This window comes from Microbispora sp. H13382, from assembly GCF_014161445.1.
In the GTDB taxonomy this organism is placed as follows: domain Bacteria; phylum Actinomycetota; class Actinomycetes; order Streptosporangiales; family Streptosporangiaceae; genus Microbispora.
Genome location: NZ_JABBXA010000006.1, coordinates 47,337 through 71,156 on the forward strand (window position 1 = coordinate 47,337; position 23,820 = coordinate 71,156).

Below are 23,820 nucleotides of genomic sequence, written 5' to 3' on the forward strand. Positions count from 1 at the left end.
TTCATGGGCGCGAGTACGGCGGCGGCGTGCCGGGGGCGGCCGCGGCGCGGCGGCACGACCGGCCGCGGAGCCGTGGATCCTCGGCCGGGGCACGGATGACGTGGGGGTCAACGCCCGCCCTTCGCAGGTGATCCGACGAGGTCGGCGGCGAGTCCGCGAACGTTCTCGGGCCGGCGCCGAATGCAGAGTGAGCGCCCCCACCTCGATCGTCAAGACCGCACCCGTCGCCGTACCGGCCGCACGGGCGGCACCGGCGGGCCGTGACGCCGCCGCTCGCCCCTAGCGGTGTCGCGCCCGATCAGCGGCAGAGGCCGGCATGATCACGCCGATCTCGCCGGGGTCGTTTCGCCGGCTCCCCGTCAGAGATAGGGCCGCTGGGCGCGCTTGGCCGCGTCGTAGCGTTCGCGGGCGGCCCGCGCCTCGGCGAGCCCGGACACCTCGGCCACCGGCACGTCCCACCACGCCTCGGCGGCGGGCGCGGGGCCGGGGACCGTCTCGACGTGCACCACGGTCGTACGGGGGGACGCGACGGCCGTGGCGAGCGCGGCCCGCAGGGCCCGCGGGTCGGCCGCCGTCAGCACGTCGGCGCCGAGGCTGGCCGCGTTGGTGGCGAGGTCCACCGGCAGCCGCTCCCCGTCGAGCCGGCCGTCCGGGCCGCGCCCGCGGTAGGCCGTGCCGAGCCGGAGCGCGCCGACCGACTCGCTCAGCGCGCCGATGGAGGCGAAACCGTGGTTGTCCACCAGGACGATGACGAGCTTGACGCCCTCCTGCACGGCGGTGGCGATCTCCTGGGCCATCATCAGGTACGACCCGTCGCCCACGAGCACGAACACCTCGCGCTCGGGGGCCGCCAGCTTCGCCCCGAGACCCCCGGCGATCTCGTAGCCCATGCAGGAGTAGCCGTACTCGACGTGGTACTGCCCGGGGTCGGAGGCCCGCCAGAGCCGGTGCAGATCGCCCGGCATCGACCCGGCCGCGTTGACCACCACCCCGCCCGCGGCGATCTCGTTGAGCACACCCAGCACGACCGGCTGGGTGAGCTCGGTCCCGCCGTAGAACCCGTCGATCTCGGCCTGCCACGCGGCGGCCAGCTCGGCCGCCCGGCCGGTCCAGCCGGGGTCCGCTCTCCACTCCACGCCGTCCAGGGCGTCCAGGGCCTCGCGGGCGTCGGCGACGAGCGTCTCGGCCGCGTGCTTGGCCGCGTCGAACGCCGTCACGTTGACGTTCAGGAACCGGGCCTCGCCGAACAACGTCCGGGAGGCGGTGGTGAAGTCGGTGTACCTGGTCCCGATCCCGATGACCAGGTCGGCCTCGCGGGCCAGGGTGTCCGCGGCGCGGGTCCCGGTGTGCCCGACCGCGCCGACCGCGCGCGGGTGGTCGTACGGCAGCGCGCCCTTGCCGGCCTGGGTCTCGGCCACCGGTACGCCGTGCCGTTCGGCGAAGCGGGCCAGTTCGGCGCAGGCGCCGCTGTACTTGACCCCGCCCCCGGCGACGACCAGCGGGCGGCGCGAGGCGCGCAGCAGCCCGGCGGCCCTGGCCAGGGCGGCGGGTTCGGGGACCGGCCGGGGCACGTGCCAGACCCTGCGGGCGAACAGCTCCTCGGGCCAGTCGTAGGCCTCGGCCTGCACGTCCTGCGGCAGCGCCAGCGTCACCGCGCCGGTCTCGGCCGGGTCGGCGAGCACCCGCATCGCCTCCAGCAGCGCCGCCGGGAGCTGCTCGGGCCGGTTGACCCGGTCCCAGAAGCGGCTGACCGGCCTGAGGCAGTCGTTCACGCTGACGTCGTACGACCGGGGGTCCTCCAGCTCCTGCAGCACCGGCGAGGCGACGCGGGTGGCGAACAGGTCACCGGGCAGCAGCAGCACCGGCAGCCGGTTGATCGTGGCCAGCGCGGCCCCGGTGACCATGTTGGTCGCGCCCGGCCCGATCGAGCTGGTGCAGGCGAGCGTGGACAGCCGGCCGGACTGCCGGGCGTAACCGGCGGCGGTGTGGACCATGGCCTGCTCGTTCCGGGCCGGATAGTAGGGCAGCGGGTCGCGGGTGCCCGCGCCCTGTTCGGCCAGGGCCTGGCCGACGCCGGCGACGTTGCCGTGCCCGAAAATGCCCAGGCACCCGGCGACCAGCCGGTGCTCGGCGCCGTCGCGCTCGGTCCACTGCCGGACGAGGAACCGCACCAGCGCCTGCGCCACCGTGAGCCTCGTCGTGTTCCTCACAGGCACCCCCCGGCCGGCCCGTGCTGCCTCAGACGTCCCTGAAGGAACCTTTCCCCGCACGGCGACCGCTCCTTCATCCGTCCTCGGCGCGCGACACTGTTTCGATACTCACCGTTACCGATCGAATGACTTCTGTGACGATGGGGAGAGCGTGCACGCAGACACGGAGGGAGAGTCTCATGTCCAACCGGTACGAGCACCAGCCCGCACAGCCCCCGGCGTACGGCGGGGCACCGGAAGACGGCATGCCGCCGACGGGCGGTCACGCCCCCGGGATGCGCAACGGGCTCGGCGTGGCCGCCCTGGTCCTCGGCATCGTCGGCGCCCTGACCGGACTCGTCCCGCTGCTGTTCTTCGTCGCGGGCACGCTCGGCCTGCTCGCGGTCGTGTTCGGCTTCGCCGGCCGCTCGCGCGCTCGCAGAGGCGCCGCCTCCAACGGAGGCGTCGCGCTCGCCGGCGCCGTCCTCGGCCTTGCCGCGATGGGCCTGGCGACCTGGGGAACGGTCGTCTTCTTGGGCGCGGCCGACGACGCGGTGACGGCCATCGACGACGCGCTGTCGACCGACAGCCCGGTGACCAAGGCGACAAGGAGCGCCACGCCCACCCCGGTCGCGCTGGGGTCGGTGGCGCACGAACCGCCGTTCACGCTGAAGGTGCTGTCGGCCACCAGGGAGAGAACGCTCAGCGACGTCATCGAGAACTACCGGGCGCAGGGCGTGTTCGTCGTGGTGAAGGTGCAGGTGAAGAACATCGGCGAGAACCCGGCCACGTTCGACGGCATGGACTCCGGGCTGCTGGACACCGACGGCAGGCGGTACAACGTGCAGGACATGGTGACGATCGGCCAGAATGCCGATCTGTACGAAGAGATCAACCCCGGACAGCGGACCACCCGGACGCTGGTGTTCGACATACCGGCGAAGGCGACACCGCAGACGATCGGCATGTCCGGGGCGCAGGGCTCGGACGGCGTGTTCCTGTCCGTGCGGTAGGAGGGAGCCGGGGCGTGGGACCTGGGCAGGGGCTGTTCACCGAGGCCATGGGGCAGGTGGCCGCCGGCGTGGCGGTGGTGACGGTCAAGGACGACCGCGACGACGTCGGTACGACGGTCGCGACCCTGATGTCGGTGTCGCTCGACCCGCCGCTCGTGCTGGTCAGTCTCGACTCGGCCGGATACCTCGCCGAGGTGCTGCTGCGCCGGGACCGCTGGTCCGCGAGCGTGCTGGCCGACGGCCAGCAGGCGGTCGCCTCCCGGTTCGCCGCGGCCGGACGGCCGAGCGCCCGGCTCCTGCTGGCCGGGGTCGCCCACCACCGCGGCGCGCACAGCGAGGCGCTGGTCGTGGAGCGCGGGGTGGCGGCGATCGAGGCCGAGACGACGCAGGTCGTCCCGGCCGGTGATCACACGCTGTTCGTCGGGGAGGTCCTCGGCGTCGACTACGTCGACGCCTCCAAGGCCCCGCTCGTACGGCTCCGCTCCCGCTACCGCGCGATCACCTGATCGTCCAGTAGCCCGGCAGCACCAGGGGGCCGTACGCCGGGAGGCCGAGCTGCCCGGCCATCCGCGCCAGCGGTCCCCACGCCTCGAGACGCACCCGGGCGAGCGCGGCCGACCTGTCCTCGCTGGACTCCGGCGGGCGCAGCCGCTCCAGGGGGTGCATGCGCGGATAGGTCCGTACGGGGGCGTCGTCGGCCAGCCCGGCCCGGCGGCGGGCCAGGGAGAGGGCGTCCTCGAGGCCGCCGAGCTCGTCGGCGAGGCCGGCCGCCTTGGCGTCGGCGCCGGTCCACACGCGGCCCCTGGCCAGCTCGTGCGCCCGGTCCGTGGTGAGGCCGCGGCCCTGTGCCACCTTCCCCACGAAGTCGTCGTAGATGCGGTCGAGCCAGGCGTTCACCCGCTCCCACTGGGTCTCGGAGAACGCGGTGGACGGCGAGAACATCCCGGCGTTGGCGCCCTCGGCGACCGACTCGGTCACCACGCCGAGCTTGCCGAGCAGCTCGCCGACGACGGGCTTGCCGCCGAACACGCCGATCGAGCCGGTCAGCGTGCCCGGCTGGGCCACGATCACGTCGGCGGCCATCGACACGAAGTAGCCGCCGGAGGCCGCCAGGTCGCCCATCGACACGATGACCGGCTTGCCCGCCTTGCGCGCCAGCACGACCTCGCGCCAGATCGCGTCCGAGGCGACGTACGACCCGCCGGGGCTGTCCACGCGGAACACGATGGCCTTGACCTTCTCGTCCCGCCGGGCCGCGCGCAGGGCGGCGCAGATGGTGTCGGAGCCCATCGAGCCCCCGCCGCCGAGCGGCGAGCGGCCGCTGCGGCCGAGGCGGATCATGCCGTTGCCGTGGACCAGGGCGACCGTGTCGGCCCCCGGGTGGGGGAGCTTGCCGGACAGCGTGTTCTTGGCGTACCGCGACACGTAGAGCAGGTGCGCGCCGTCCTCGACGGTCTCGCCGTAGACCTCGTCGCGATACTTCAGCCCGTCCACCAGCCCGGCCTCGACGGCCTCCGCCCCGATGAACGGGCCCTGGTCGATCAGCTCGCGCACGCGCTTCGGGTCGAGGCCGCGCGCGTCGGCGATGCCGGCGACCACCTGCTCGGTGATCGACTCGGCGATGCGCCCGGCCGACTCGCGGTGGGCGTCGGTCATGTGGTTCTGGGTGAACGTGTTGGCCGCGGTCTTGTACTCGTGCCGCTGGCCGAGCTGATACTCCACCCCGGCCTTGGCGAGCGCGTCGCGCAGGAACCGCTGCTCCAGCGCCACCCCGGTCAGGCCCACGTCGCCGGAGGGCTGGAGGTAGACCCGCTCGAAGGCGCTGGCCAGGTAGTAGGGGATGGTGCCCGCGCCGAACTCGCCGAACGTCTCGGCGAACGCGACGGTCCGCTTGCCCGCGGCGCGCAGCTTGACCACGGCGGTGCGCAGCTCCTGCACCATGCCGAGGCCGAGGGGATTGCCGCCGATCTTGACGATCAGGGCCGTGACGCGAGGGTCCTTGCGGGCGCGGCGCAGGCCCGACAGCACGTCGGTGAGGCGCGCCTTGCGCATGGACAGCAGGGCGGAGACAGGGTCGGCGGGCGGGCCTTCCGACAGTCCCTCGGTCAGGTCCAGCTCCAACACGAGCGGCGCGGTACGGCGCTGCCGCAGCTTGCCCACCGTTTCAACGATCGTCCTCGTCGCGTCCATAAATGCCACCATAAGCGACGGTTTAGCCGGGATGGCCGGATGATGTTGCACATGCGTCGGCCCCCGCGCCACGTGCGCGGGGGCCGACGCCGGACTACCTGAGGCCGTTGGACGGCGCTACTTGAGCCGTTGGACGGTGTTACTTGAGGCCGCCGGCCATGGCGTCGATCAGCTCGCCGTTGGCGGTGTCACCGCTGAACTCCCAGAAGAAGGCCCCGCCGAGACCCTGGTTCTTGGCGTAGGTCATCTTCCCGGCGATGGTGGCGGGGGTGTCGTAGCTCCACCAGTTCGAGCCGCACTTGGCGTAGGCCGTGCCGGCGACGGTGCCGGTGGCCGGGCAGCTGTTCTTGAGGACCTTGTAGTCCTCGATGCCCGCCTCGTACGTGCCGGGCGCCGCGCCGGTGGCGGTACCGCCGGGAGCGGCCTGGGTGACGCCGGTCCAGCCGCGGCCGTAGAAGCCGATGCCCAGCAGGAGCTTGCTCGCCGGCACGCCCTTGCTCTTCAGCTTCTGGATGGCCGCGTCGGAGTAGAACCCGGCGGTGGGGATGCCGGAGTAGGAGGTGAGCGCCGAGTGCGGGGCCGTCGGGCCCTGCGCGGCCCAGGCGCCGAAGTAGTCGTAGGTCATCACGTTGTACCAGTCGAGGTACTGCGCCGCGCCGCCGTAGTCGGCGGCGTCGATCTTGCCGCCGCTCGTGCCGTCCGCGGTGATCGCGGCGGTGACGAGGTAGCTGGAGCCGAACTTGGCCCGCAGGGCCGCCATCAGGTTCTTGAACGCCGCCGCACCGCTGGAGTCACAGCTCAGGCCGCAGGCGTTCGGGTACTCCCAGTCGATGTCGATGCCGTCGAACACGTCGGCCCAGCGCGGGTCCTTCAGCAGGTTGTAGCAGGAGTTGGCGAAGGCGGTGGGGTTGGCGGCCGCCTGGCCGAACCCGCCGGACCAGGTCCAGCCGCCGAAGGAGTAGAGCACCTTGATGTGCGGATACTGCGCCTTCAGCTTGCGCAGCTGGTTGAACGCGCCGCGCAGCGCGTTGGGGTTGTCCCAGGTGTCGGCCTTGCCGTCCACGCTGTTGGCCGCCGTGTAGGCCATGTCGTAGTCGGCGTAGGAGTCGCCGATCGCGCACTGGCCGTTGGTGACGTTGCCGAAGGCGTAGTTGATGTGGGTGAGCTTGGCGGCCGAGCCGCTGGTCACGATGTTCTTCACGAAGTACTGGCGGCCGTACACACCCCAGTCGGCGAAGTAGCCGAGCACCTTCTTGCCGCCGGGCGGCGGGGGCGTCGGGCTCTTGGTCGGCGACGCGGAGGGCGACGCGGAGGGTGACGCGGAGGGCGAGGCCGAGGGCGATGTGGACGGAGACGCGGACGGCGACGTGCTCGGGCTGGCCGAGGGGGAGCTGCCCGACAGGAGCCTCCACAGGGCCGGGACGTTCGGCGGCTCCCAGCCGGTCAGGGACGTGTGCGCCTGGATGGCCTCGTAGTCCTTGCCGGAGTACGTGACCCGGGCGCCGACGGCGTACCAGGTGTTGGGGGCCCAGGCCGTGTACGCGAGGACGGCCGACTGGCTGTGGGGGACGGCGGCGGGGGCCGCGGCGGAGGCGGTCCCGATCGCGAGCGGCGCGAGGAGCGCGGCACCGGCGATCACGGACCCGAGGAGGATTTTGCGCAACGGAGCTCCTGCTCTTGGGGGGTAAAGGACAGGAAAGTTTCCTATTAATTTGCGAGCGTAAGCATTCCTCGCCGGATGGTCAACGCCCTGTCGGGCCCCTAAACGTCGCTTAAGCCTTCGCTAAGGTCACCGGCCGTGCGCCGGGCCCGGGTGTGGAGGTGCCAGTGCGGAGGCGCGGTGTGGAGGTGCCGGTGTGGAGGCGCGGTGCGGAGGCGCGGTGTGGAGGCGCGGTGTGGAGGCGCCGGTGCGGAGGCGACACAGGAGTCTCCGTCCGGGCCGGTTCCCGCCGGCCCGGCTTCCGTACGATGAAGCCGTGCCCGGCCTCATCCGCTCCATATGGTGCGAGCCCCGTCCCCCCGATCCGCCCCGGCGCGTGTGGCGGGACTGGGTGCTCGTCGGGGTGCTCGCGCCCCTCGCGGTGCTCGAAGGGGTGCTGCGGCCGGACCTTCCGATGCGGCCGTTCGCGGTGGTCGTCACCGTCGGGCTGCTGCCCACGCTGCTGTGGCGCCGGACCCGGCCGCTGGCGATGCTGGCGATCTGCTTCGCCGTCACGAGCCTGGTCCCGATCCTCGTGGCCGGCGCGACGCTCGACGTGTACACGCTGGGATACATGCTGATCCTGCCGTACGCGTTGTTCCGGTGGGGGTCGGGCCGCGAGATCGTGACGGGCCTGGGAATCCTGCTCACCGCCGTCGGTCTCTCCGTGCTCGTCGACCACGCCGCTCCCGCCGACGCGGTCGGGCCGTTCGCCGTCACGCTCGCGACCACCAGCCTGGGCGGCGCGTTCCGGTACCGCGCCGGGGTGAGGGCGCGCGAGCTGGACCAGGTCAAGCTGCTGATGCGCGAGCAGCTCGCCCGCGACCTGCACGACACGGTCGCGCACCACGTCTCCGCGATGGCCATCCGCGCGCAGGCGGGGCTCGCCACGTCGGCGTCGCGCCCGGACGCCGCGGCCGAGGCCCTCCGCGTGATCGAGGCCGAGGCGGCGCGGGCCCTGGACGAGATGCGTGCCATCGTCCGCGTCCTGCGCCGGGACCGGCCGGCGGAGCTGACGCCCGGCCGGCGCATCACCGACATCGAACTCCTCGCGAGCCGGGGCGGCTCCCACCATCCGGCGGTCGAGGTGGAGATCTCCGGCGACCTGGACGGCCTGCCCCCGTCGGTCGAGTCCGCGGTCTACCGCATCGCCCAGGAGTCGGTGACCAACGCCCTGCGGCACGCGCGGCACGCCACCCGGGTCGAGGTGCGCGTCGCCGCCGAGGACGCGGCGGTCCGCCTGTGCGTACGCGACGACGGCGACGGCCCCGCGCGTCCGGCCGAGCCGCCGGGATACGGGATCGTCGGCATGAGCGAGCGCGCGAACCTGCTGGGCGGCACCTGCGTGGCCGGCCCGGACCGCGATCGGGGGTGGACCGTGACCGCGGTGCTCCCCCGGGACGGGGCCGCGACATGAGCGTTCGGGTGCTGATCGCCGACGACCAGGAGATCGTGCGCACCGGGCTCGCGATGATCCTCGACGCCCAGCCGGACATCGAGGTCGTCGCCACGGCCCCCGACGGGCGGCGGGCCGTCGAGCTCGCCCGGCGCCTGCGTCCCGACGTGTGCCTGTTCGACATCCGCATGCCCGGCGTCGACGGGATCGAGGCGACCAGGTCCCTCGCCGGACCGGACGTCGCCGACCCCCTCGCCGTCGTCGTCATCACCACGTTCGACCTCGACGAGTACGTCTACGCCGCCCTGAAGGCGGGGGCCCGGGGCTTCCTGCTGAAGAACGCCGGCGCCGAGATGCTCTCCCAGGCCGTCCACGCCGCCGCCGACGGGGACGCGCTCATCGCCCCGAGCGTCACCGCCCGGCTGCTCGGGACCTTCGCCCGCACCGGTCCCGCCTCGTCGCTCCCGCAGCCCGTCGAGGCGCTCACCTACCGGGAGGAGGAGATCCTCGCCGCCGTGGCGCGCGGCCGGACCAACAGCGAGATCTCCGCCGAGCTGCACATCTCGCTCAGCACGGTCAAGACCCACGTCGCCAGCCTGATGGCCAAGCTCGGCGCCCGCAACCGTGTGGAGATCGCCATCTGGGCCCACCAGACCGGCCGCGTCAGGAGCTGACCGGGGTCCCGCGGCGCTCAGCGCCGGGTCGCCCAGCCCGGCGCCCAGGTCCCGGCCGCGTCGAGGTCGCCAGCCGCGGCGGCGAGGTGGGTGCGGAGGGTGGCCAGCGCGGGGTGGGCGTTGTCGCGGTGCCACAGGAGCGAGTGCGGGTAGACGGGCGTGGGATCGGTCACCGGGATGCGGCGCAGGCCGTGGCCGGCGGGCCAGACGAGGCGGGTGTGCCCGCCCATGAAGGTGGCCAGGGCCGGGGTGTCGGCGACGGTGTCGAGGAGCGCGTCGGAGCCGAAGTTGGGACCGGTCGCCTCGATGGTGAGGCCGAACTCGGCGGCGAGGTCGTCGTAGTAGGCGGCCCACTCGGTGCCGGGGACGATGCCGGGCATCCAGATCCGGTGCCCGGCGAGCTGAGCGACGGTCACCGACCGGGCGCCCGCCAGCGCGTGGGCGGGACCGGTGAGGAGCTGGAGCGGCTCGTCGAGCACCCGGACGGACTCGATGTCCTCGGGCAGCGGCCGGCCGGGCATGGCGACGGCGCGGAAGGACGCGTCGATCGCGCCGGATCGGATGGCGGCGACGGCCCGCTCGATGTCGAGCAGCATCACCACGCCGAGCTCGATCTCGGGGTGCGTGCGGTGGAAGCCGCGCATCAGGCCCGACCCCGCGCCGCGCGAGCTGAGTACGTCGATGCGCAGCGGACGACTGCCCGCGCGCACGGACGCGACGGCCCGGTCGGCGGCGCGCAGCAGTTCCCGGGCGTGGGGCAGGAACGCCTGCCCGTCGATGGTGAGCTCGGCGCCGCGCGGCGTGCGGGTGAACAGCCGCACGCCGAGGTCGCGCTCCAGCGCGGCGATGCGCTTGGAGACGGCCTGCTGCGTGACCGCCAGCTCGGCGGCGGCCTCCTGGAACCGCCCCGCGTCGGCGGCGGCGACGAAGGTCCGGACGGTGTCGAGATCCATGCGGACAACCCTATGGATACAACCGTTGGTTGTGGCCGAGTGGCCTTTCGGTTGTTTGATCTCGGGTCATGGTGCTCGCTTTGATGTTCCGATCGCGGATCGGTTGTGCGGGCGAGTGGCGAGGAGCGTCGGACATGCGGGACGGGCACCGGTTGGGGCGGCGGTTCGGGTGGCTCTGGGCGGCGTACGGAACCAGCGCGCTCGGCACCTGGCTCGCCTTCGGCGCGTTCCCGCTGATCGCGGTCCAGGTGCTGCACGCCGGGCCGGCGGAGGTCGCGGCGTTGTCCTCGGTGGGGGCGGCGGTGGGCGCGGCCGTGGCGGTGCCGCTCGGCCCGTGGGTGGAGTTCCGCCGCAAGCGGCCGGTGCTGATCGGGACGGACCTGGTGCGGTGCGCGGCGCTGCTGACGATCCCCGCCGCGTTCGCGCTCGGCGTGCTCTCCTTCGTCCAGCTCCTGCTGGTCTCCGTGGTCGTCGCGGCGGCCGACATCACCTTCCGCGCCGCCTCCGGCGCGTACCTGAAGACGCTGGTGCCGGCCGAGCACCTGCTCGTCGCCAACGCCCGGTTCGAGTCCACGTCGTGGACGACCACGATCATCGGACCGCCGCTGGGCGGCGCCGCGATCGGGCTCCTCGGCCCGGTGGCGACGGTGGTGGCCGACGCGGTCAGCTACCTGCTCTCGGCCCTGGGCATCCGCGCGACGGGCGGCGGGGAGCCGCGCCCCGAGCGCCGGGAGGCCGCGCGCATGCGGGCCGGGGACCTGCTGGACGGCTGGCGGTACATCCTCGCCGACGCGACGCTGCGTCCGCTGTTCTTCAACACCGCCGTGTTCAACGGCCTGGTGATGGCCGCCGACGCGCTGCTGGCCGTCCTGATGCTCGGCCGGCTCGGGTTCGAGCCGTGGCAGTACGGCCTCGCCTTCGCCGCGCCCTCCGTCGGCGGGCTGCTCGGTTCACGGCTGGCCCGGCCGCTCGTCACCAGGTTCGGGCAGCACCGGGTCCTGGTCGTGTCCGGGGCGCTGCGGGCGCTCTGGCTCGTCGGCCTGGCCTTCGTGGGGCCGGGCACCGGAGGGCTGCTGCTGGTGATGGGCGTCGAGCTCGGGCTCATCTTCTGCTGCGGGGTCTTCAACCCCGTCTGCGCCACCTACCGCCTCGATCGCACCGCGACCGGCCGGATCGCCCGCACGCTGTCCGCCTGGACGGTGACGACGAAGGCCTCGACCGCGCTGCTGACGGCCGTCTGGGGCGTGTTGGGCGGCCTGCTCGGCCCGCGCACGGCCATCGGCCTGGCCGGCGTGCTCCTGCTGGCGACCCCGCTGCTGCTCCCCCGGCGTGCCGCGGCGCCGCTCGCCGAGCCGGAGCCCGCACCGAGCCGCGCCTGAAGGGCCGCCGATGCCGCCTACCTCGTCCCTCTGCGGATCGCCCATTCGGCGACGGCGAGGTTGATCGCCCATCCGGCGCCCATCAGCAGCGCCCGGGGGAGCGGGCCGGGCTCGCCGGCCAGCGCCATCCAGGGCCCGACGGTCAGCAACTGGGTGCCCGCGCCCATGCCGATCGCGTAGCCCCGGGTCATCCAGGCGCGATGACGGGTGACGTCCCGCCGTCGGATCGCGACGAAGCCGAGGACGAGGGACACGATCATCAAGGTGCCGAACGCCAGTCGCAGGCCCACGAGGAGGGCGCTGTCGTTCTGCAGTGCGGGATAGAACAGCGTCATCCACAGCCCCGAGAACGCGCTGACGAGCCCGGACGGAACCACGAGCCGCCCGGCGGCGCGGTGCCAGGCGGGCCTGCGGCGGCGTAACCCGGGGGCGAACTGGAGAGCCCCCACGAGGCTGAAGACGGTGACGGTGATGATGTGCGCGACGACGGGCGCGGGCGTCGCGAAATACCGGGCGCTGTCCTGCGTGATCGGCCCGCCGCCGGTCAGTTGCCCCAGCCGGGCGGCGCCGGCGATCACGGGGACGGCGCTGAGCGCGATCAGCGCGGCGGGCACGAGCCATCCCGTCCTGCGGGTCCTGCCCGTCGAGCCGCTCCGCGCGGGTGTGGGCCGTTCCGTCGATATTCCTTTGGTCATGACCCCGATGATGATTCGCGAGGCCGGTGCGGCTCATCGGCGGAAGGGCCGGATTCGTACCGCCCGATCGGCTGCCGATCGGGCGTACTTTCGGCCGATACGCCCTGCGCGCGGCGCTTCCTACGCTGAATCTCCCCACCGCCGAAGCGACGAGGAGAATGCGATGAAGGCCTTCGTCATACGCTCGTACGGCCCGCCCGACGTCCTGGAGCTCACCGACGTCGGCACGCCCGTGCCCGGTCCCGGCGAGGTGCTGGTCCGGGTGCGCGCCACCTCCGTCCAGCCGTACGACTGGCACCATATGAGAGGCGAGCCGTACGTCGCGCGCCTGATGGGCGGCACGCTCGGCCCGCGCCGGCCGCGGATCGGCATCCTGGGCGCCGACGTGGCCGGACAGGTGGAAGCGATCGGCGCCGGAGTCACCGCCTTCCGCCCCGGCGACGAGGTGTTCGCCCTGCTCACGCAGGGCGGCTTCGCCGAGTACGTGTGCGTGCCGGAGAGCGCACTGGCCAGGAAACCGGAGAACCTGTCGTTCGAGCAGGCGGCCGCGGTGCCGATGGCGGCCGTCACCGCACTGATCGCGCTCGACCAGGGACGGGTCCAGGCGGGGCACGAGGTGCTCGTGAACGGGGCCTCGGGCGGCGTGGGGACCTTCGCCGTGCAGCTCGCCAAGGCCTTCGGCGCCGAGGTCACCGGCGTGTGCAGCGGCCGGAACGCGGACCTGGTGCGGTCGCTCGGCGCGGACGAGGTCGTCGACTACACCAAGGAGGACTTCACCCGGCGCGGGCGGCGCCACGACCTGCTGCTCGACATCGCGGGCACCCGCGGGCTACGGGCCTGCACGCGGGCGCTGAAGCCCCGGGGGACGCACCTCGTCGTCGGCGGGCCGGCCGGACGGTGGCTGCAACCCGTCGGCCACATCGCCGCGACGCTCGCGGTGTCGCCGTTCGTGTCCCAGCGCGTGGTCGTGACCCAGACGGCCTACGGCGAGAAGGCGCGGGGCGACCTGATGCGGCTGACCGACCTCATCGAGGACGGCAAGGTCACCCCGGTGATCGACCGCGGCTACCCGTTCGACGAGATCCCGGCGGCCGTCGGGTACGTGGAACAGGGGCACGCCCGCGGAAAGGTCGTCATCACGCTCTGACCGGCCTCTCCGGGGCCCGCCTCCTCCGTCCCGGCGGCGTCAGAGCTCGGCGACCAGGGGGCCGTCCGGCTCCGGCGCCGGCTTCCCGGCCGCCTCCTCCAGCTGGGCGCGCTCGTCCATCTCCGGGCTCACGGGCGTGGGGCTCTCCACCGGCCGCAGCCACACGACGCCGAGCGGCGGCACGCGCAGCCGGGCCGAGCAGGGCAGCCCGTGCCGCGGCACCTCGACCGACTCGACCGCGCCCATGTTGCCGACGCCGCTGCCGGCGTACTCGTACGCGTCGGTGTTGAGGATCTCCTCCCACCGGCCGGGGGTCGGCAGGCCGAGGTGGTAGTCCTCATGCGGGGCGCCGGAGAAGTTGGCGACGCAGGCGAGCACCGAGCCGTCCGCGCCGTACCGCAGGAACGACAGCACGTTGCCCGAGGCGTCGTCGGCGTCGATCCAGCGGAAACCCTCGTGGGTGTTGTCGCGGGAGTACAGCGCCGGCGACTCGCGGTAGACGCGGTTGAGGTCCCGCACCAGTCGGCGTACGCCCTGGTGGAAGTCGAAGTCGAGCACCCACCAGTCGAGGCCGCCCGCCTCCGACCACTCGGCCCCCTGGCCGAACTCGCCGCCCATGAACAGCAGCTGCTTGCCGGGGTGGGCCCACATGAAGCCGTACAACGCCCGCAGGTTGGCGAATCGCTGCCACTCGTCGCCGGGCATCTTGCCCAGCAGCGACCCCTTCAGGTGGACGACCTCGTCGTGCGAGAGCGGCAGCACGAAGTTCTCCGAGAAGGCGTACATCAGGGAGAACGTCATCTGGTGGTGGTGATACTGCCGGTAGACCGGCTCGCGGGACATGTAGCTGAGCGTGTCGTGCATCCAGCCCATGTTCCACTTGAAGCCGAAGCCGAGCCCGCCGAGGTACGCCGGCCGGGACACGCCGGGCCACGCGGTCGACTCCTCCGCGATCGTCACGATCCCCGGCTCCTCGCGGTAGACGACGGCGTTCATCTCCTTGAGGAACTCGATCGCGTCGAGGTTCTCCCTGCCGCCGTACTCGTTGGGCGTCCACTCGCCCTCGCGGCGGGAGTAGTCGAGGTAGAGCATCGAGGCCACCGCGTCCACCCGCAGGCCGTCGACGTGGAACTCCTTGAGCCAGTAGAGCGCGTTGGCGACCAGGAAGTTGCGCACCTCGTTGCGGCCGAAGTCGAAGACGTACGTGCCCCAGTCGGGGTGGGTCCCGCGGGCGGGGTCGGCGTGCTCGTAGAGCGGCGTGCCGTCGAAGCGGGCCAGCGCCCACTCGTCCATCGGGAAGTGCGCGGGAACCCAGTCCACGATCACGCCGATGCCGGCCCGGTGGAGCTCGTCCACCAGGTGGCGGAAGTCGTCGGGGGAGCCGAACCGCGACGTCGGGGCGTAGTAGGACGTCACCTGGTAGCCCCACGAGCCGCCGAACGGATGCTCGGCGACCGGCAGGAACTCCACGTGCGTGAATCCCATGTCCTTGACGTACTCGACCAGCTCCCTGGCCATGTCGCGGTAGGACAGGCCGGGCCGCCACGAGCCGAGGTGCACCTCGTAGGTGCTCATCGGCTCAACGAGGGCGTCACGTGTCGCCCGGCCGGTCATCCATTCCTGGTCGTGCCACTCGTACGCGGACCTCTCGACGATGCTGGCGGTCGCCGGGGGGATCTCGGTGCGGCGGGCCATCGGGTCGGCCTTCTCCCGCCAGATGCCGTCCAGGCCGAGGATCTGGAACTTGTACCGCGTGCCCTCGCCGATCTCCGGGAGGAACAGCTCCCACACCCCCGTCCGGCCGAGGGAGCGCATCGGGTGGGCGGCGCCGTTCCAGTGGTTGAAGTCGCCGATCACCCGCACGCCCTGCGCGTTCGGCGCCCACACGGAGAAGGCCGTGCCGTCCACGTCCTCGTGGCGCATCACCCGCGCCCCGAGCACCTCCCACAGCCGTTCGTGCCGTCCCTCGCCGATCAGGTGCAGGTCGAGCTCGCCCAGCGTCGGCCAGTGCCGGTACGGATCGTCCGTCTCGTAAGGCGGGGCGTCGGGATAGGTGATGCGCAGGCGGTAGTCGGGAATCTTGTCGAGGCCGGGCAGCGTCACCTCGAAGACCCCGGAGGAGACGTGGCGCATCTCGTGCGCCGAGCCGTCGGCCAGCACCTCGACCTTCTCCGCGAAGGGGCGCAGGGCCCTGATCGTGACGCCGTCGGGCCCGGGATGGGCGCCCAATATCGAGTGGGGGTCGTGGTGTGCGCCCCCCGCCAGCCGGTCCAAATCCATGTCGCCAACCTGCCCTAGATGTTTCCCTCCGAACACCCTGATCTTGTCAGCGGAACGCCGCGATTGGGATGGGCAGCCACGAGGGGCGGTTCCGCGCCTCGTAGACGACCTCGTACACCGCCTTGCTCAGCTCCAGGGCGCGCAGCAGCACGGCGTCGTCGCCGCGGATGTGGCCGCCGCCCTCGGAGTAGCCGGCCAGGAACGCGGCGCGGTTGCGCTCCGACCACTCCCGGGCCCGGCTCTCCAGTCCGTCGGCGTTCGGATGCCCGGCCAGCAGGTGCCGTGCGGCGTAGTCGAACGAGCGGAGCATGCCCGCCACGTCCCGCAGCGGCGAGTCGAGCGCCCGCCGCTCGGCCAGCGGCTGGCCCGGCTCGCCCTCGAAGTCGAGCACCACCCAGTCGGTCATGGTCCGCATGACCTGCCCGAGGTGGTAGTCGCCGTGCACGCGCTGCACCGGGATCTCGTGGCCGAGGTCGGACAGCCGGTCGAACGCCTCGGCGGCCACCGCGGTGTGCTCGCCGAGCCGCGGGACCTCGGCGACCGCCTTGTCCAGGCGGCGGCGGAACCGCTCGGTCATCCGCTTGATCTCGGGCGGCTCGATCGTCCCCGTGGGGAAGGCCCGCGCGAGTTCGCGGTGCACCTGCGCAGTGGCCAGCCCGAGACGCTGCGCCTCGGCGGCGAAGTCGCCTCCGGCGTCCTCCGCCGGCATGCCCTCCGGGCACGCGTAGAGGTCGCGCACGCTGGTCAGGGCCATCGACCAGCCCTCGTTGGCGTTCTGCAGATACTCCTGCATGATCGCCAGAGTGGTCGGCTCGCCCTGGAGCTCGGTCTCGATCCAGCCGTACGGCTTGGCCACGTGGGCTGAGCCCGCCTCGGCGAGTGCCGTGATGATCTCCAGCTCGGGGTTGATCCCCGGGTTGAGCTGGCGGAACAGCTTGAATATGTACTTGTCGCCGTACACCAGTGAGGTGTTCGACTGCTCGGCGGTCAGCACGAGGCTGCGGAGCGAGGTGTCGATCTCCGCCCCATGGGTGCGGTGGAAGCCGAGGCCGTCGAAGCGGCGGTCCCCGGCCATCCCCTCCAGCAGGTGCCCCGTCAGGGCGGAGTCGTGCAGCGCGTCGTAGACGCCGACCTCGCGGCCGTCGCGGTGGCAGGTGCCGATCCGCACGTGGTCGAGCCGGTCGGGCAGGTGCTCGCGCAGCCCGACCGGGATCTGGTAGCGCGTGCGGCGCTCCCCCTGCCGCACACACACGATCAGATGCAGCAGCGCCGGATCACCGGCGGCGACCTCGATCTCGGATTCGATGGACAGTTCGTCGATGGCGCGCCCCTTGCCGGCGAACCACCGTTGTCCGGTGATCCAGCCGGCCAGGAGTCCCTGAAGTGAAGTCGTCACTCCTCCTTTGTGCCGGCCGTCCTGTGCGTGACGGGCAGTGTGAACCAGTAGAACCCATGCCCAGGGAGCGTCAAAAGATACGGAAGCTCGCCGATCGGGGGAAACGGAACTCCGCCCATGCACTCGACCGGCGTGGATCCCTCGAACCTGCGCAGGTCGAGCTCGACCGGCTGGGGGAAGCGCGACAGGTTGTTGACGCACAGCACGCGGTCGTCGCCCAGCTCACGGACGAACGCGAGCACGCTCGGGTTGGACGAGTTCAGCTCGGTGAACTCGCCGAGGCCGAACACCGGGTGACGCTTGCGGATCTCGATCATCCGCTTGGTGAAGTGGAGCAGTGAGCTGGCGCTCTTCTGCTGCGCCTCGACGTTGATCGCCTGGTACCCGTAGATCGGGTCCATGATCACGGGCAGGTAGAGCCGGCCGGGGTCGCAGTTCGAGAAGCCCGCGTTGCGGTCCGGCGTCCACTGCATCGGCGTGCGGACGCCGTCCCGGTCGCCGAGCCAGATGTTGTCGCCCATGCCGATCTCGTCGCCGTAGTAGAGCACGGGCGAGCCGGGCAGGCTGAGCAGCAGCGCGGTGAACAGCTCGATCTGGTTGCGGTCGTTGTCCAGCAGCGGCGCCAGCCGGCGGCGGATGCCGACGTTCGCCCGCATCCGGGGGTCCTTGGCGTACTCGGAGTACATGTAGTCGCGCTCTTCGTCGGTGACCATCTCGAGCGTGAGCTCGTCGTGGTTGCGCAGGAAGATGCCCCACTGGCAGTTCTCGGGGATCTTCGGCGTCTGGGCCATGATCTCCGAGATCGGGTAGCGCGACTCCCGCCGCACCGCCATGAAGATGCGCGGCATCAGCGGGAAGTGGAAGGCCATGTGGCACTCGTCGCCGCCGGTGACCGGGTCGCCGAAGTACTCCACCACGTCGGCCGGCCACTGGTTGGCCTCGGCCAGCAGCACCCGGTCGGGGTAGATGCGGTCCACCTCGGCCCGCACCCGCTTCAGGTACGCGTGGGTCGCCGGCAGGTTCTCGCAGTTGGTGTCCTCCTGCTCGAACAGGTACGGGATCGCGTCGAGCCGGAAGCCGTCGATGCCGAGGTCGAGCCAGAAGCGGATGACCTCCATCATCGCGTCCTGCACCGCCGGGTTCTCGAAGTTGAGGTCCGGCTGGTGGTGGAAGAACCGGTGCCAGTAGTACTGCCCCCGGACGGGGTCGAAGGTCCAGTTGGACGCCTCGGTGTCGATGAAGATGATCCGGGCGTCCTTGTAGCTCTCGTCCGTGTCGCTCCAGACGTAGAAGTCGCCGTACGGGCCGTCGGGGTCGTGGCGGGACGCCTGGAACCACGGGTGCTGGTCGCTGGTGTGGTTCATGACCAGGTCGGCGATGACGCGGATGCCGCGCTTGTGCGCCTCGTCGACCAGCTTGATGAAGTCTCCCAGGTCACCGAAGTCCGGGAGGATCTTCATGTAGTCCGAGATGTCGTACCCGCCGTCCTTGAGGGGGGACTCGTACAGCGGGAGCAGCCAGAGGCAGTCGATGCCGAGCCACTGGAGGTAGTCCAGCTTCTCGATGAGGCCGCGGATGTCGCCGGTGCCGTCGCCGTTCGAGTCGGCGAAGCCCCGGATCAGCACCTCGTAGAAGACAGCCCGTTTGTACCAGCGCTGATCCCGGGGTTCCTCCTCGTTGAAGGTGTTCGGGATGGGCTGTGTGTGACTGGGCTGAGGTGTCGTCGAGCTCACCTGTTGACTCCCCGGATGTGCAGAGCTGCGCTCACGGACGGTGCGCTGACCCGTGGCGGAGCGTGAGGATGTGTGCGGGATGGACGTGCGGATCGAGGCGCACATAGTTCGCCTGCCCCCAGCGGTACGACTCGCCCGACAGTTGGTCGTCCACGACGAACTCGGCATGCCAGTCGAGACCGAGGGCCGGCATGTCGAGCCGGACCGTCGCCTCGTGTGTGTTGTGTGGATCCAGATTGACGACGGCCAGCACGACATCGCCTAGTCCGTGCCGTCGTGTGGCCGTGTCGTAGGCGCCGGGCAGCCGCTTGGAGAAGCAGATCACGTTCGGCTGGTCGACGTTGTGAAACCGTAGGTTACGCAATTCCTGGAGCGCCGGGTGTGCTCTTCTCAACAAATTGAGCTGGGTAATGAACGGGGCAAGGCTGCGGCCCTCACGCTCCGCTTCCGCCCAGTCACGCGGCCTGTACTGGTACTTCTCGCTGTCGAGGTACTCCTCGCTGCCGGGACGCACCGGGACGTTCTCGGCCAGCTCATACCCGGAGTACACACCCCATGTAGGAGCCATCAACGCGGCCAGAACGGCCCGGATCTTGAACGCCGGGACGCCTCCGTGCTGGAGGTACTCGTGCAGGATGTCGGGCGTGTTGACGAACAGGTTCGGCCGCAGGTAGTGCGAGGTCTCGTGGGCCAGCTCCCGCAGGTAGTCCTCGACCTCCGGCTTGGAGTTGCGCCAGGTGAAGTAGGTGTACGACTGGTGGTAGCCGATCTTGGCCAGCGTGCGCAGCATCGGGGGCCGGGTGAACGCCTCGGCGAGGAACAGCACGTCGGGGTCGGTCGAGTTGATGTCCGACAGCAGCCGCTCCCAGAACCGGACCGGCTTGGTGTGCGGGTTGTCCACCCGGAAGATCCGCACGCCGTGGTCCATCCAGTGGCGGACCACCCGCTTGATCTCCGCGTAGATCCCCTCGGGGTCCTTGTCGAAGTTCAGGGGATAGATGTCCTGGTACTTCTTCGGCGGGTTCTCGGCGTACGCGATCGAGCCGTCGGCCCGGATGTTGAACCACTCCGGGTGCTCCTTGACCCAGGGATGGTCGGGGGAGCACTGGAGCGCGAGGTCGAGGGCGACCTCCATGCCCAGCTCGCGGGACTTCGCGACGAACGCGTCGAAGTCCTCGAACGTGCCCAGGTCGGGGTGGATCGCGTCGTGTCCGCCCTCCTGCGCGCCGATGGCCCAGGGCGACCCGGGGTCGTACTGGTCGGGGGTCAGGGTGTTGTTGCGGCCCTTGCGGAACTGCGTCCCGATCGGGTGGATCGGCGGCAGGTAGACCACGTCGAAGCCCATCTGGGCGATCGCCGGGAGCCGCTTGGCCGCCGTCCTGAACGTCCCCGACTTGGGCGCGACGCCCTCCTGCCCGACCACGGCCCCCTCGGAGCGGGGGAAGAACTCGTACCACGAGCCGAACAGCGCCCGCCGCCGGTCCACCCTGACGCGGTTGCGGCCGGATCGGGTGAGCAGGTCGCGCAGCGGGTGCGCGGCGATCAACGCGGCCGTCTCGGGCAGCTGGGTCACCGCGAAGCGCGCCCTTGGGTCCACCGCCTCGTCCCGCAGGCGGGCCGCGAGGGCCAGCAGCGCGGCGCGGTGCCCGCAGGTGCCGCCCGCCTCCGCCGCCGCGCAGTCCGCCGCCCGCACGCCCTTGGCCGCCCGCTCGAACAGCCGGGCGCCCTCCTCGCACATGAGGTCGGCGTCGAGGTTGCGGGGGATCTTGATGCCCGCGTCGTGCATCCAGGTGGCGATCGGGTCGCCCCAGGCCTCGACCCGGAACTGCCACAGGCCCTCGGCGGGGAGCGTCACCTCCACGCTCCACCGGTCGGTGCCCGGCGCGATCTCGCGCATGGGCGTCATCCGGCCCGGCGTGCCGCTCGGGTCGATCAGCACGACGCCGGCGGCGACCGCGTCGTGTCCCTCGCGGAACACGGTCGCGCTGATCTCGAAGGTCTCTCCCGCGGCGGCCTTGGCGGGCCACTGGCCGCAGTCGACGACGGGCTGGATGTCCTGGATGGGAATGCGTCCGATCATCGTCACTTCGTATCCGGGGGCGGCACACCGGGTGCCACCGGGGCTTGCGGGGCAGGAACTACTCGTGGTCAGGCGGGCAGCACGGAGGGCGGGGACCCGCTGGCCGCGGTCCTCTCCTCGTTCATACAGGGGTTGCCCTAATAGTCCACTCTTACCCCTGCCGAACGAAAGACCGCTCGCCGTGTTTGGGACGGTCTCCCGGGGAGATCGATCATTGCGTGCCGCTGGAGATCGTCCGGCGTGCACATCACCAGGTCAAAGGTACTTTGGTGAGGTTTGAACCGGTTTGATGGGGGTGAGAGCGTTCGAGAACTGGCATCGCAGTACGACAAGTTTGATTCGGTCGCGCGTCGTGGCGCTGAGTAACTAGGGTCTGGCCCCGTGAGAGCTATCCGCAGGTTCACTGTCCGAACCGTCCTTCCCTCACAGCTCGCACCTCTGGGCGAGTTGGTCCAAAATCTCCGATGGTCGTGGCACCCCGAGACCATGGACCTGTTCGCCGAGGTGGATCCCGAGGTCTGGGAGCGTGTCGACCACGACCCCGTCGCGCTACTCGGCGCGGTCGAGGCCGGCAGGCTGCGCGAGCTCGCCCAGGACCGGCGATTCCTGCGCCGCCTGGCCGACGCCGCCGACGACCTGCGTGAGTACATGACCGCCCCCCGGTGGTACCAGTCGCTGGAGGGCGCGCCGAAGGCGATCGGCTACTTCTCGCCCGAGTACGGCATCTCCGCCGCCCTGCCGCAGTACTCCGGCGGCCTCGGCATCCTCGCCGGCGACCACCTCAAGGCCGCCAGCGACCTCGGTGTGCCGATCCTCGGCGTCGGCCTGCTCTACCGGCACGGCTACTTCACCCAGTCGCTGTCCGCCGAAGGCTGGCAGCTGGAGCACTACCCGTCCCTCGACCCGGGCGGCCTGCCGCTCACGCTGCTCAAGGAGCAGGACGGCGCTCCGGCCCGCATCAAGATCGGCCTGCCGGAGGGGCGCGTCCTGCACGCCCAGATCTGGGTGGCCCAGGTCGGCCGGGTGCCGCTGCTCCTGCTCGACTCCGACGTCGCCGAGAACGACGCGGTCGCCAGGGACGTGACCGACCGCCTGTACGGCGGGGGCGGCGACCACCGGCTGATGCAGGAGCTGCTGCTCGGCGTCGGCGGTGTGCGGGCCATCCGGGCCTACTGCCGGATCACCGGCCACCCGGAGCCCGAGGTGTTCCACACCAACGAGGGCCACGCGGGCTTCCTGGGCCTCGAGCGCATCCGCGAGCTCACCGAGGCCCGCCTGTCGTTCGAGGAGGCCCTGGAGGCCGTACGCGCCGGGACGGTGTTCACCACGCACACGCCGGTCCCCGCGGGCATCGACCGGTTCCCCGCCGAGATGATCGCCCGGCAGTTCGGCGGCTCGAACGCCTGGCCGACGGTGTCGGTCGACCGCATCCTGGAGCTCGGCGCGGAACCCGAGGGCCCCGACGCCGACCCGTCGGTGTTCAACATGGCGGTCATGGGCATGCGGCTGGCCCAGCGGGTCAACGGCGTGTCCGAGCTGCACGGCCAGGTCAGCCGGGAGATGTTCCAGGGACTGTGGCCGGGCTTCGACGTGGACGAGGTGCCGATCGGCTCGATCACCAACGGCGTCCACGCCCCGTCGTGGGTCGGCCGGGAGATGATGGAGCTCGCCGGCAAGGAGCTGCCCTCGCTGATCGACAAGGCGCAGGGCTGGGAGGGCGTGCACAAGCTCTCCGAGGCCGACATCTGGGGTATCAGGGGCACGCTGCGCGCCCGCCTGGTCGAGGAGGCGCGCCGGCGGCTGCGTAAGTCGTGGCGGCAGCGCGGCGCCAGCGAGGCCGAGCTCGGCTGGGTGGACGAGGCGCTCGACCCGGACGTGCTGACGATCGGCTTCGCCCGGCGAGTGCCCTCCTACAAGCGGCTGACCCTCATGCTCAGCCAGCCCGACCGGCTCCGCAGGCTGCTGCTGGATCCGGACAAGCCGGTGCAGATCGTCATCGCCGGCAAGGCGCACCCGGCCGACGAGGGCGGCAAGAAGCTCATCCAGCAGATCGTCCGCTTCGCCGACTCCGAGGACGTGCGGCACCGCATCGTCTTCCTGCCCGACTACGACATGGCGCTCGGCCAGCTCATGGTGACGGGCTCCGACGTGTGGATGAACAACCCGCTGCGCCCGCTGGAGGCGTGCGGCACGTCCGGCATGAAGGCGGCGCTCAACGGCGGCCTCAACCTGTCCATCCGCGACGGATGGTGGGACGAGTGGTACGACGGCAACAACGGCTGGGCCATCCCCAGCGCCGACGGCGTGGACGACCCCGATCGCCGCGACGAGCTGGAGGCCACGGCGTTGTACGACCTCATCGAGCGTGAGGTCGCCGACCGCTTCTACGACCGGGCCGCCGACGGCCTGCCGCGGCGCTGGCTGGAGATGGTCAAGCACACGCTGAGCTCTCTCGGGCCGAAGGTGCTCGCGGGGCGCATGCTGCGTGACTACGTCACCGACCTGTACACCCCGGCGGCGGCCTCAGCCCGCACGCTCGCGGCCGACGGCTACGGCGACGCCCGGCTGTTCGCGGCCTGGAAGCTGCGCGTGGCCAAGGCGTGGCCGGGCGTACGGGTCGAGCACGTCGAGGCGACCGGCGTGGGGGACACCCCCGAGCTGGGGGCCAGGCTGGAGCTGCGGGCCACGATCGCCCTCGGCGAGCTGTCGCCCGAGGACGTGCAGGTCCAGGCCGCCTACGGCCGGGTTGGCGCGCACGACGAGCTGCTGTCACCCGACTATGTCACGCTCAAGGCCGACTCGGCGGGCGACGACGGCCGGGCGCACTACACGGGCGTCGTGCCGCTGGACCGCACGGGAGCCTTCGGCTACAGCGTGCGCGTGGTCCCGCTCCACCCGCTGATGGCGTCGGTCGCGGAGCTCGGCCTCGTCGCCGTCCCGGAGGAGCCGGTCGGCATGACCAACGGCACCCTGCGCTGATCGGTCACCCCTCTCGC

Annotated in this window: 16 protein-coding genes; 7 read left to right on the forward strand and 9 right to left on the reverse strand. The window is 71.6% G+C overall.

Annotated features, from left to right (window positions below):
• Positions 1–359: 359 nt before the first annotated feature.
• Positions 360–2,210, reverse strand: a complete 1,851-nt coding sequence (gene iolD, locus HHX41_RS14280) for a 3D-(3,5/4)-trihydroxycyclohexane-1,2-dione acylhydrolase (decyclizing) (protein WP_182906367.1) — start codon at positions 2,208–2,210, stop codon at positions 360–362.
• Positions 2,211–2,389: 179 nt separating this feature from the next.
• Here iolD and HHX41_RS14285 point away from each other — a divergent pair, with 179 nt between their 5' ends.
• Positions 2,390–3,202, forward strand: a complete 813-nt coding sequence (locus HHX41_RS14285; RefSeq protein ID WP_182906368.1) for a DUF4190 domain-containing protein — start codon at positions 2,390–2,392, stop codon at positions 3,200–3,202.
• A gap of 47 nt (positions 3,203–3,249) precedes the next feature.
• Positions 3,250–3,708 (forward strand): flavin reductase family protein, encoded by a 459-nt coding sequence (locus HHX41_RS14290; protein ID WP_182906559.1) that lies wholly within the window; start codon positions 3,250–3,252, stop codon positions 3,706–3,708.
• On the opposite strand, the gene HHX41_RS14295 is transcribed toward HHX41_RS14290, so the two are convergent.
• Together HHX41_RS14295 and HHX41_RS14300 are read right to left on the reverse strand one after the other, a co-directional pair.
• On the reverse strand, positions 3,701–5,392 hold the full coding sequence (locus HHX41_RS14295) for a S49 family peptidase (RefSeq protein ID WP_182906369.1): 1,692 nt from the start codon (positions 5,390–5,392) through the stop codon (positions 3,701–3,703). The genes HHX41_RS14290 and HHX41_RS14295 overlap by 8 nt on opposite strands.
• Positions 5,393–5,531: 139 nt before the next feature.
• Entirely contained in the window at positions 5,532–7,055 is a 1,524-nt protein-coding gene (locus HHX41_RS14300) for a glycosyl hydrolase family 18 protein (protein ID WP_182906370.1), read from the reverse strand.
• Between the two features lie 313 nt (positions 7,056–7,368).
• Here HHX41_RS14300 and HHX41_RS14305 point away from each other — a divergent pair, with 313 nt between their 5' ends.
• Together HHX41_RS14305 and HHX41_RS14310 are read left to right on the forward strand one after the other, a co-directional pair.
• A complete protein-coding gene (locus HHX41_RS14305) occupies positions 7,369–8,508 on the forward strand; it encodes a sensor histidine kinase (protein ID WP_169984273.1) in 1,140 nt (379 codons plus the stop codon).
• Positions 8,505–9,161 carry a response regulator transcription factor gene (locus HHX41_RS14310; protein WP_169984272.1) on the forward strand — a complete coding sequence of 219 codons (657 nt, stop codon included), beginning with the start codon at positions 8,505–8,507 and terminating at the stop codon, positions 9,159–9,161. The genes HHX41_RS14305 and HHX41_RS14310 overlap by 4 nt, the downstream gene beginning before the upstream one ends.
• A gap of 17 nt (positions 9,162–9,178) precedes the next feature.
• On the opposite strand, the gene HHX41_RS14315 is transcribed toward HHX41_RS14310, so the two are convergent.
• Positions 9,179–10,114, reverse strand: coding sequence for a LysR family transcriptional regulator (locus HHX41_RS14315; RefSeq protein WP_182906371.1), 936 nt, complete (start codon positions 10,112–10,114; stop codon positions 9,179–9,181).
• A 134-nt stretch (positions 10,115–10,248) separates the two neighbouring features.
• Between HHX41_RS14315 and HHX41_RS14320 the strand changes: the two genes are divergently transcribed.
• Positions 10,249–11,493, forward strand: a complete 1,245-nt coding sequence (locus HHX41_RS14320; protein ID WP_182906372.1) for an MFS transporter — start codon at positions 10,249–10,251, stop codon at positions 11,491–11,493.
• A gap of 17 nt (positions 11,494–11,510) precedes the next feature.
• Here the strand turns inward: HHX41_RS14320 and HHX41_RS14325 are convergent, their stop codons facing one another.
• The gene (locus tag HHX41_RS14325) at positions 11,511–12,188 is read right to left on the reverse strand and encodes a DUF2306 domain-containing protein (protein ID WP_220504061.1); all 678 of its coding nucleotides are present in this window, start codon (positions 12,186–12,188) and stop codon (positions 11,511–11,513) included.
• A 163-nt stretch (positions 12,189–12,351) separates the two neighbouring features.
• Here HHX41_RS14325 and HHX41_RS14330 point away from each other — a divergent pair, with 163 nt between their 5' ends.
• Positions 12,352–13,335 (forward strand): NAD(P)-dependent alcohol dehydrogenase, encoded by a 984-nt coding sequence (locus tag HHX41_RS14330; protein WP_169984269.1) that lies wholly within the window; start codon positions 12,352–12,354, stop codon positions 13,333–13,335.
• 39 nt (positions 13,336–13,374) lie between these two features.
• On the opposite strand, the gene glgB is transcribed toward HHX41_RS14330, so the two are convergent.
• The 4 genes from glgB to HHX41_RS14350 are packed head-to-tail and all read right to left on the reverse strand — an operon-like array spanning position 13,375 to position 20,824.
• The gene (gene glgB, locus HHX41_RS14335) at positions 13,375–15,615 is read right to left on the reverse strand and encodes a 1,4-alpha-glucan branching protein GlgB (protein ID WP_182906373.1); all 2,241 of its coding nucleotides are present in this window, start codon (positions 15,613–15,615) and stop codon (positions 13,375–13,377) included.
• Positions 15,616–15,661: 46 nt separating this feature from the next.
• Entirely contained in the window at positions 15,662–17,011 is a 1,350-nt protein-coding gene (locus tag HHX41_RS14340) for a maltokinase N-terminal cap-like domain-containing protein (RefSeq protein ID WP_182906374.1), read from the reverse strand.
• The gene (gene treS / locus HHX41_RS14345) at positions 17,008–18,744 is read right to left on the reverse strand and encodes a maltose alpha-D-glucosyltransferase (RefSeq protein ID WP_182906375.1); all 1,737 of its coding nucleotides are present in this window, start codon (positions 18,742–18,744) and stop codon (positions 17,008–17,010) included. The genes HHX41_RS14340 and treS overlap by 4 nt, the downstream gene beginning before the upstream one ends.
• A 31-nt stretch (positions 18,745–18,775) precedes the next feature.
• Positions 18,776–20,824: an alpha-1,4-glucan--maltose-1-phosphate maltosyltransferase gene (locus tag HHX41_RS14350; protein ID WP_182906376.1), complete on the reverse strand. Its 2,049-nt coding sequence runs from the start codon at positions 20,822–20,824 to the stop codon at positions 18,776–18,778.
• Between the two features lie 381 nt (positions 20,825–21,205).
• Between HHX41_RS14350 and glgP the strand changes: the two genes are divergently transcribed.
• Positions 21,206–23,803 carry an alpha-glucan family phosphorylase gene (gene glgP, locus HHX41_RS14355; protein ID WP_182906377.1) on the forward strand — a complete coding sequence of 866 codons (2,598 nt, stop codon included), beginning with the start codon at positions 21,206–21,208 and terminating at the stop codon, positions 23,801–23,803.
• Positions 23,804–23,820 lie beyond the last annotated feature (17 nt).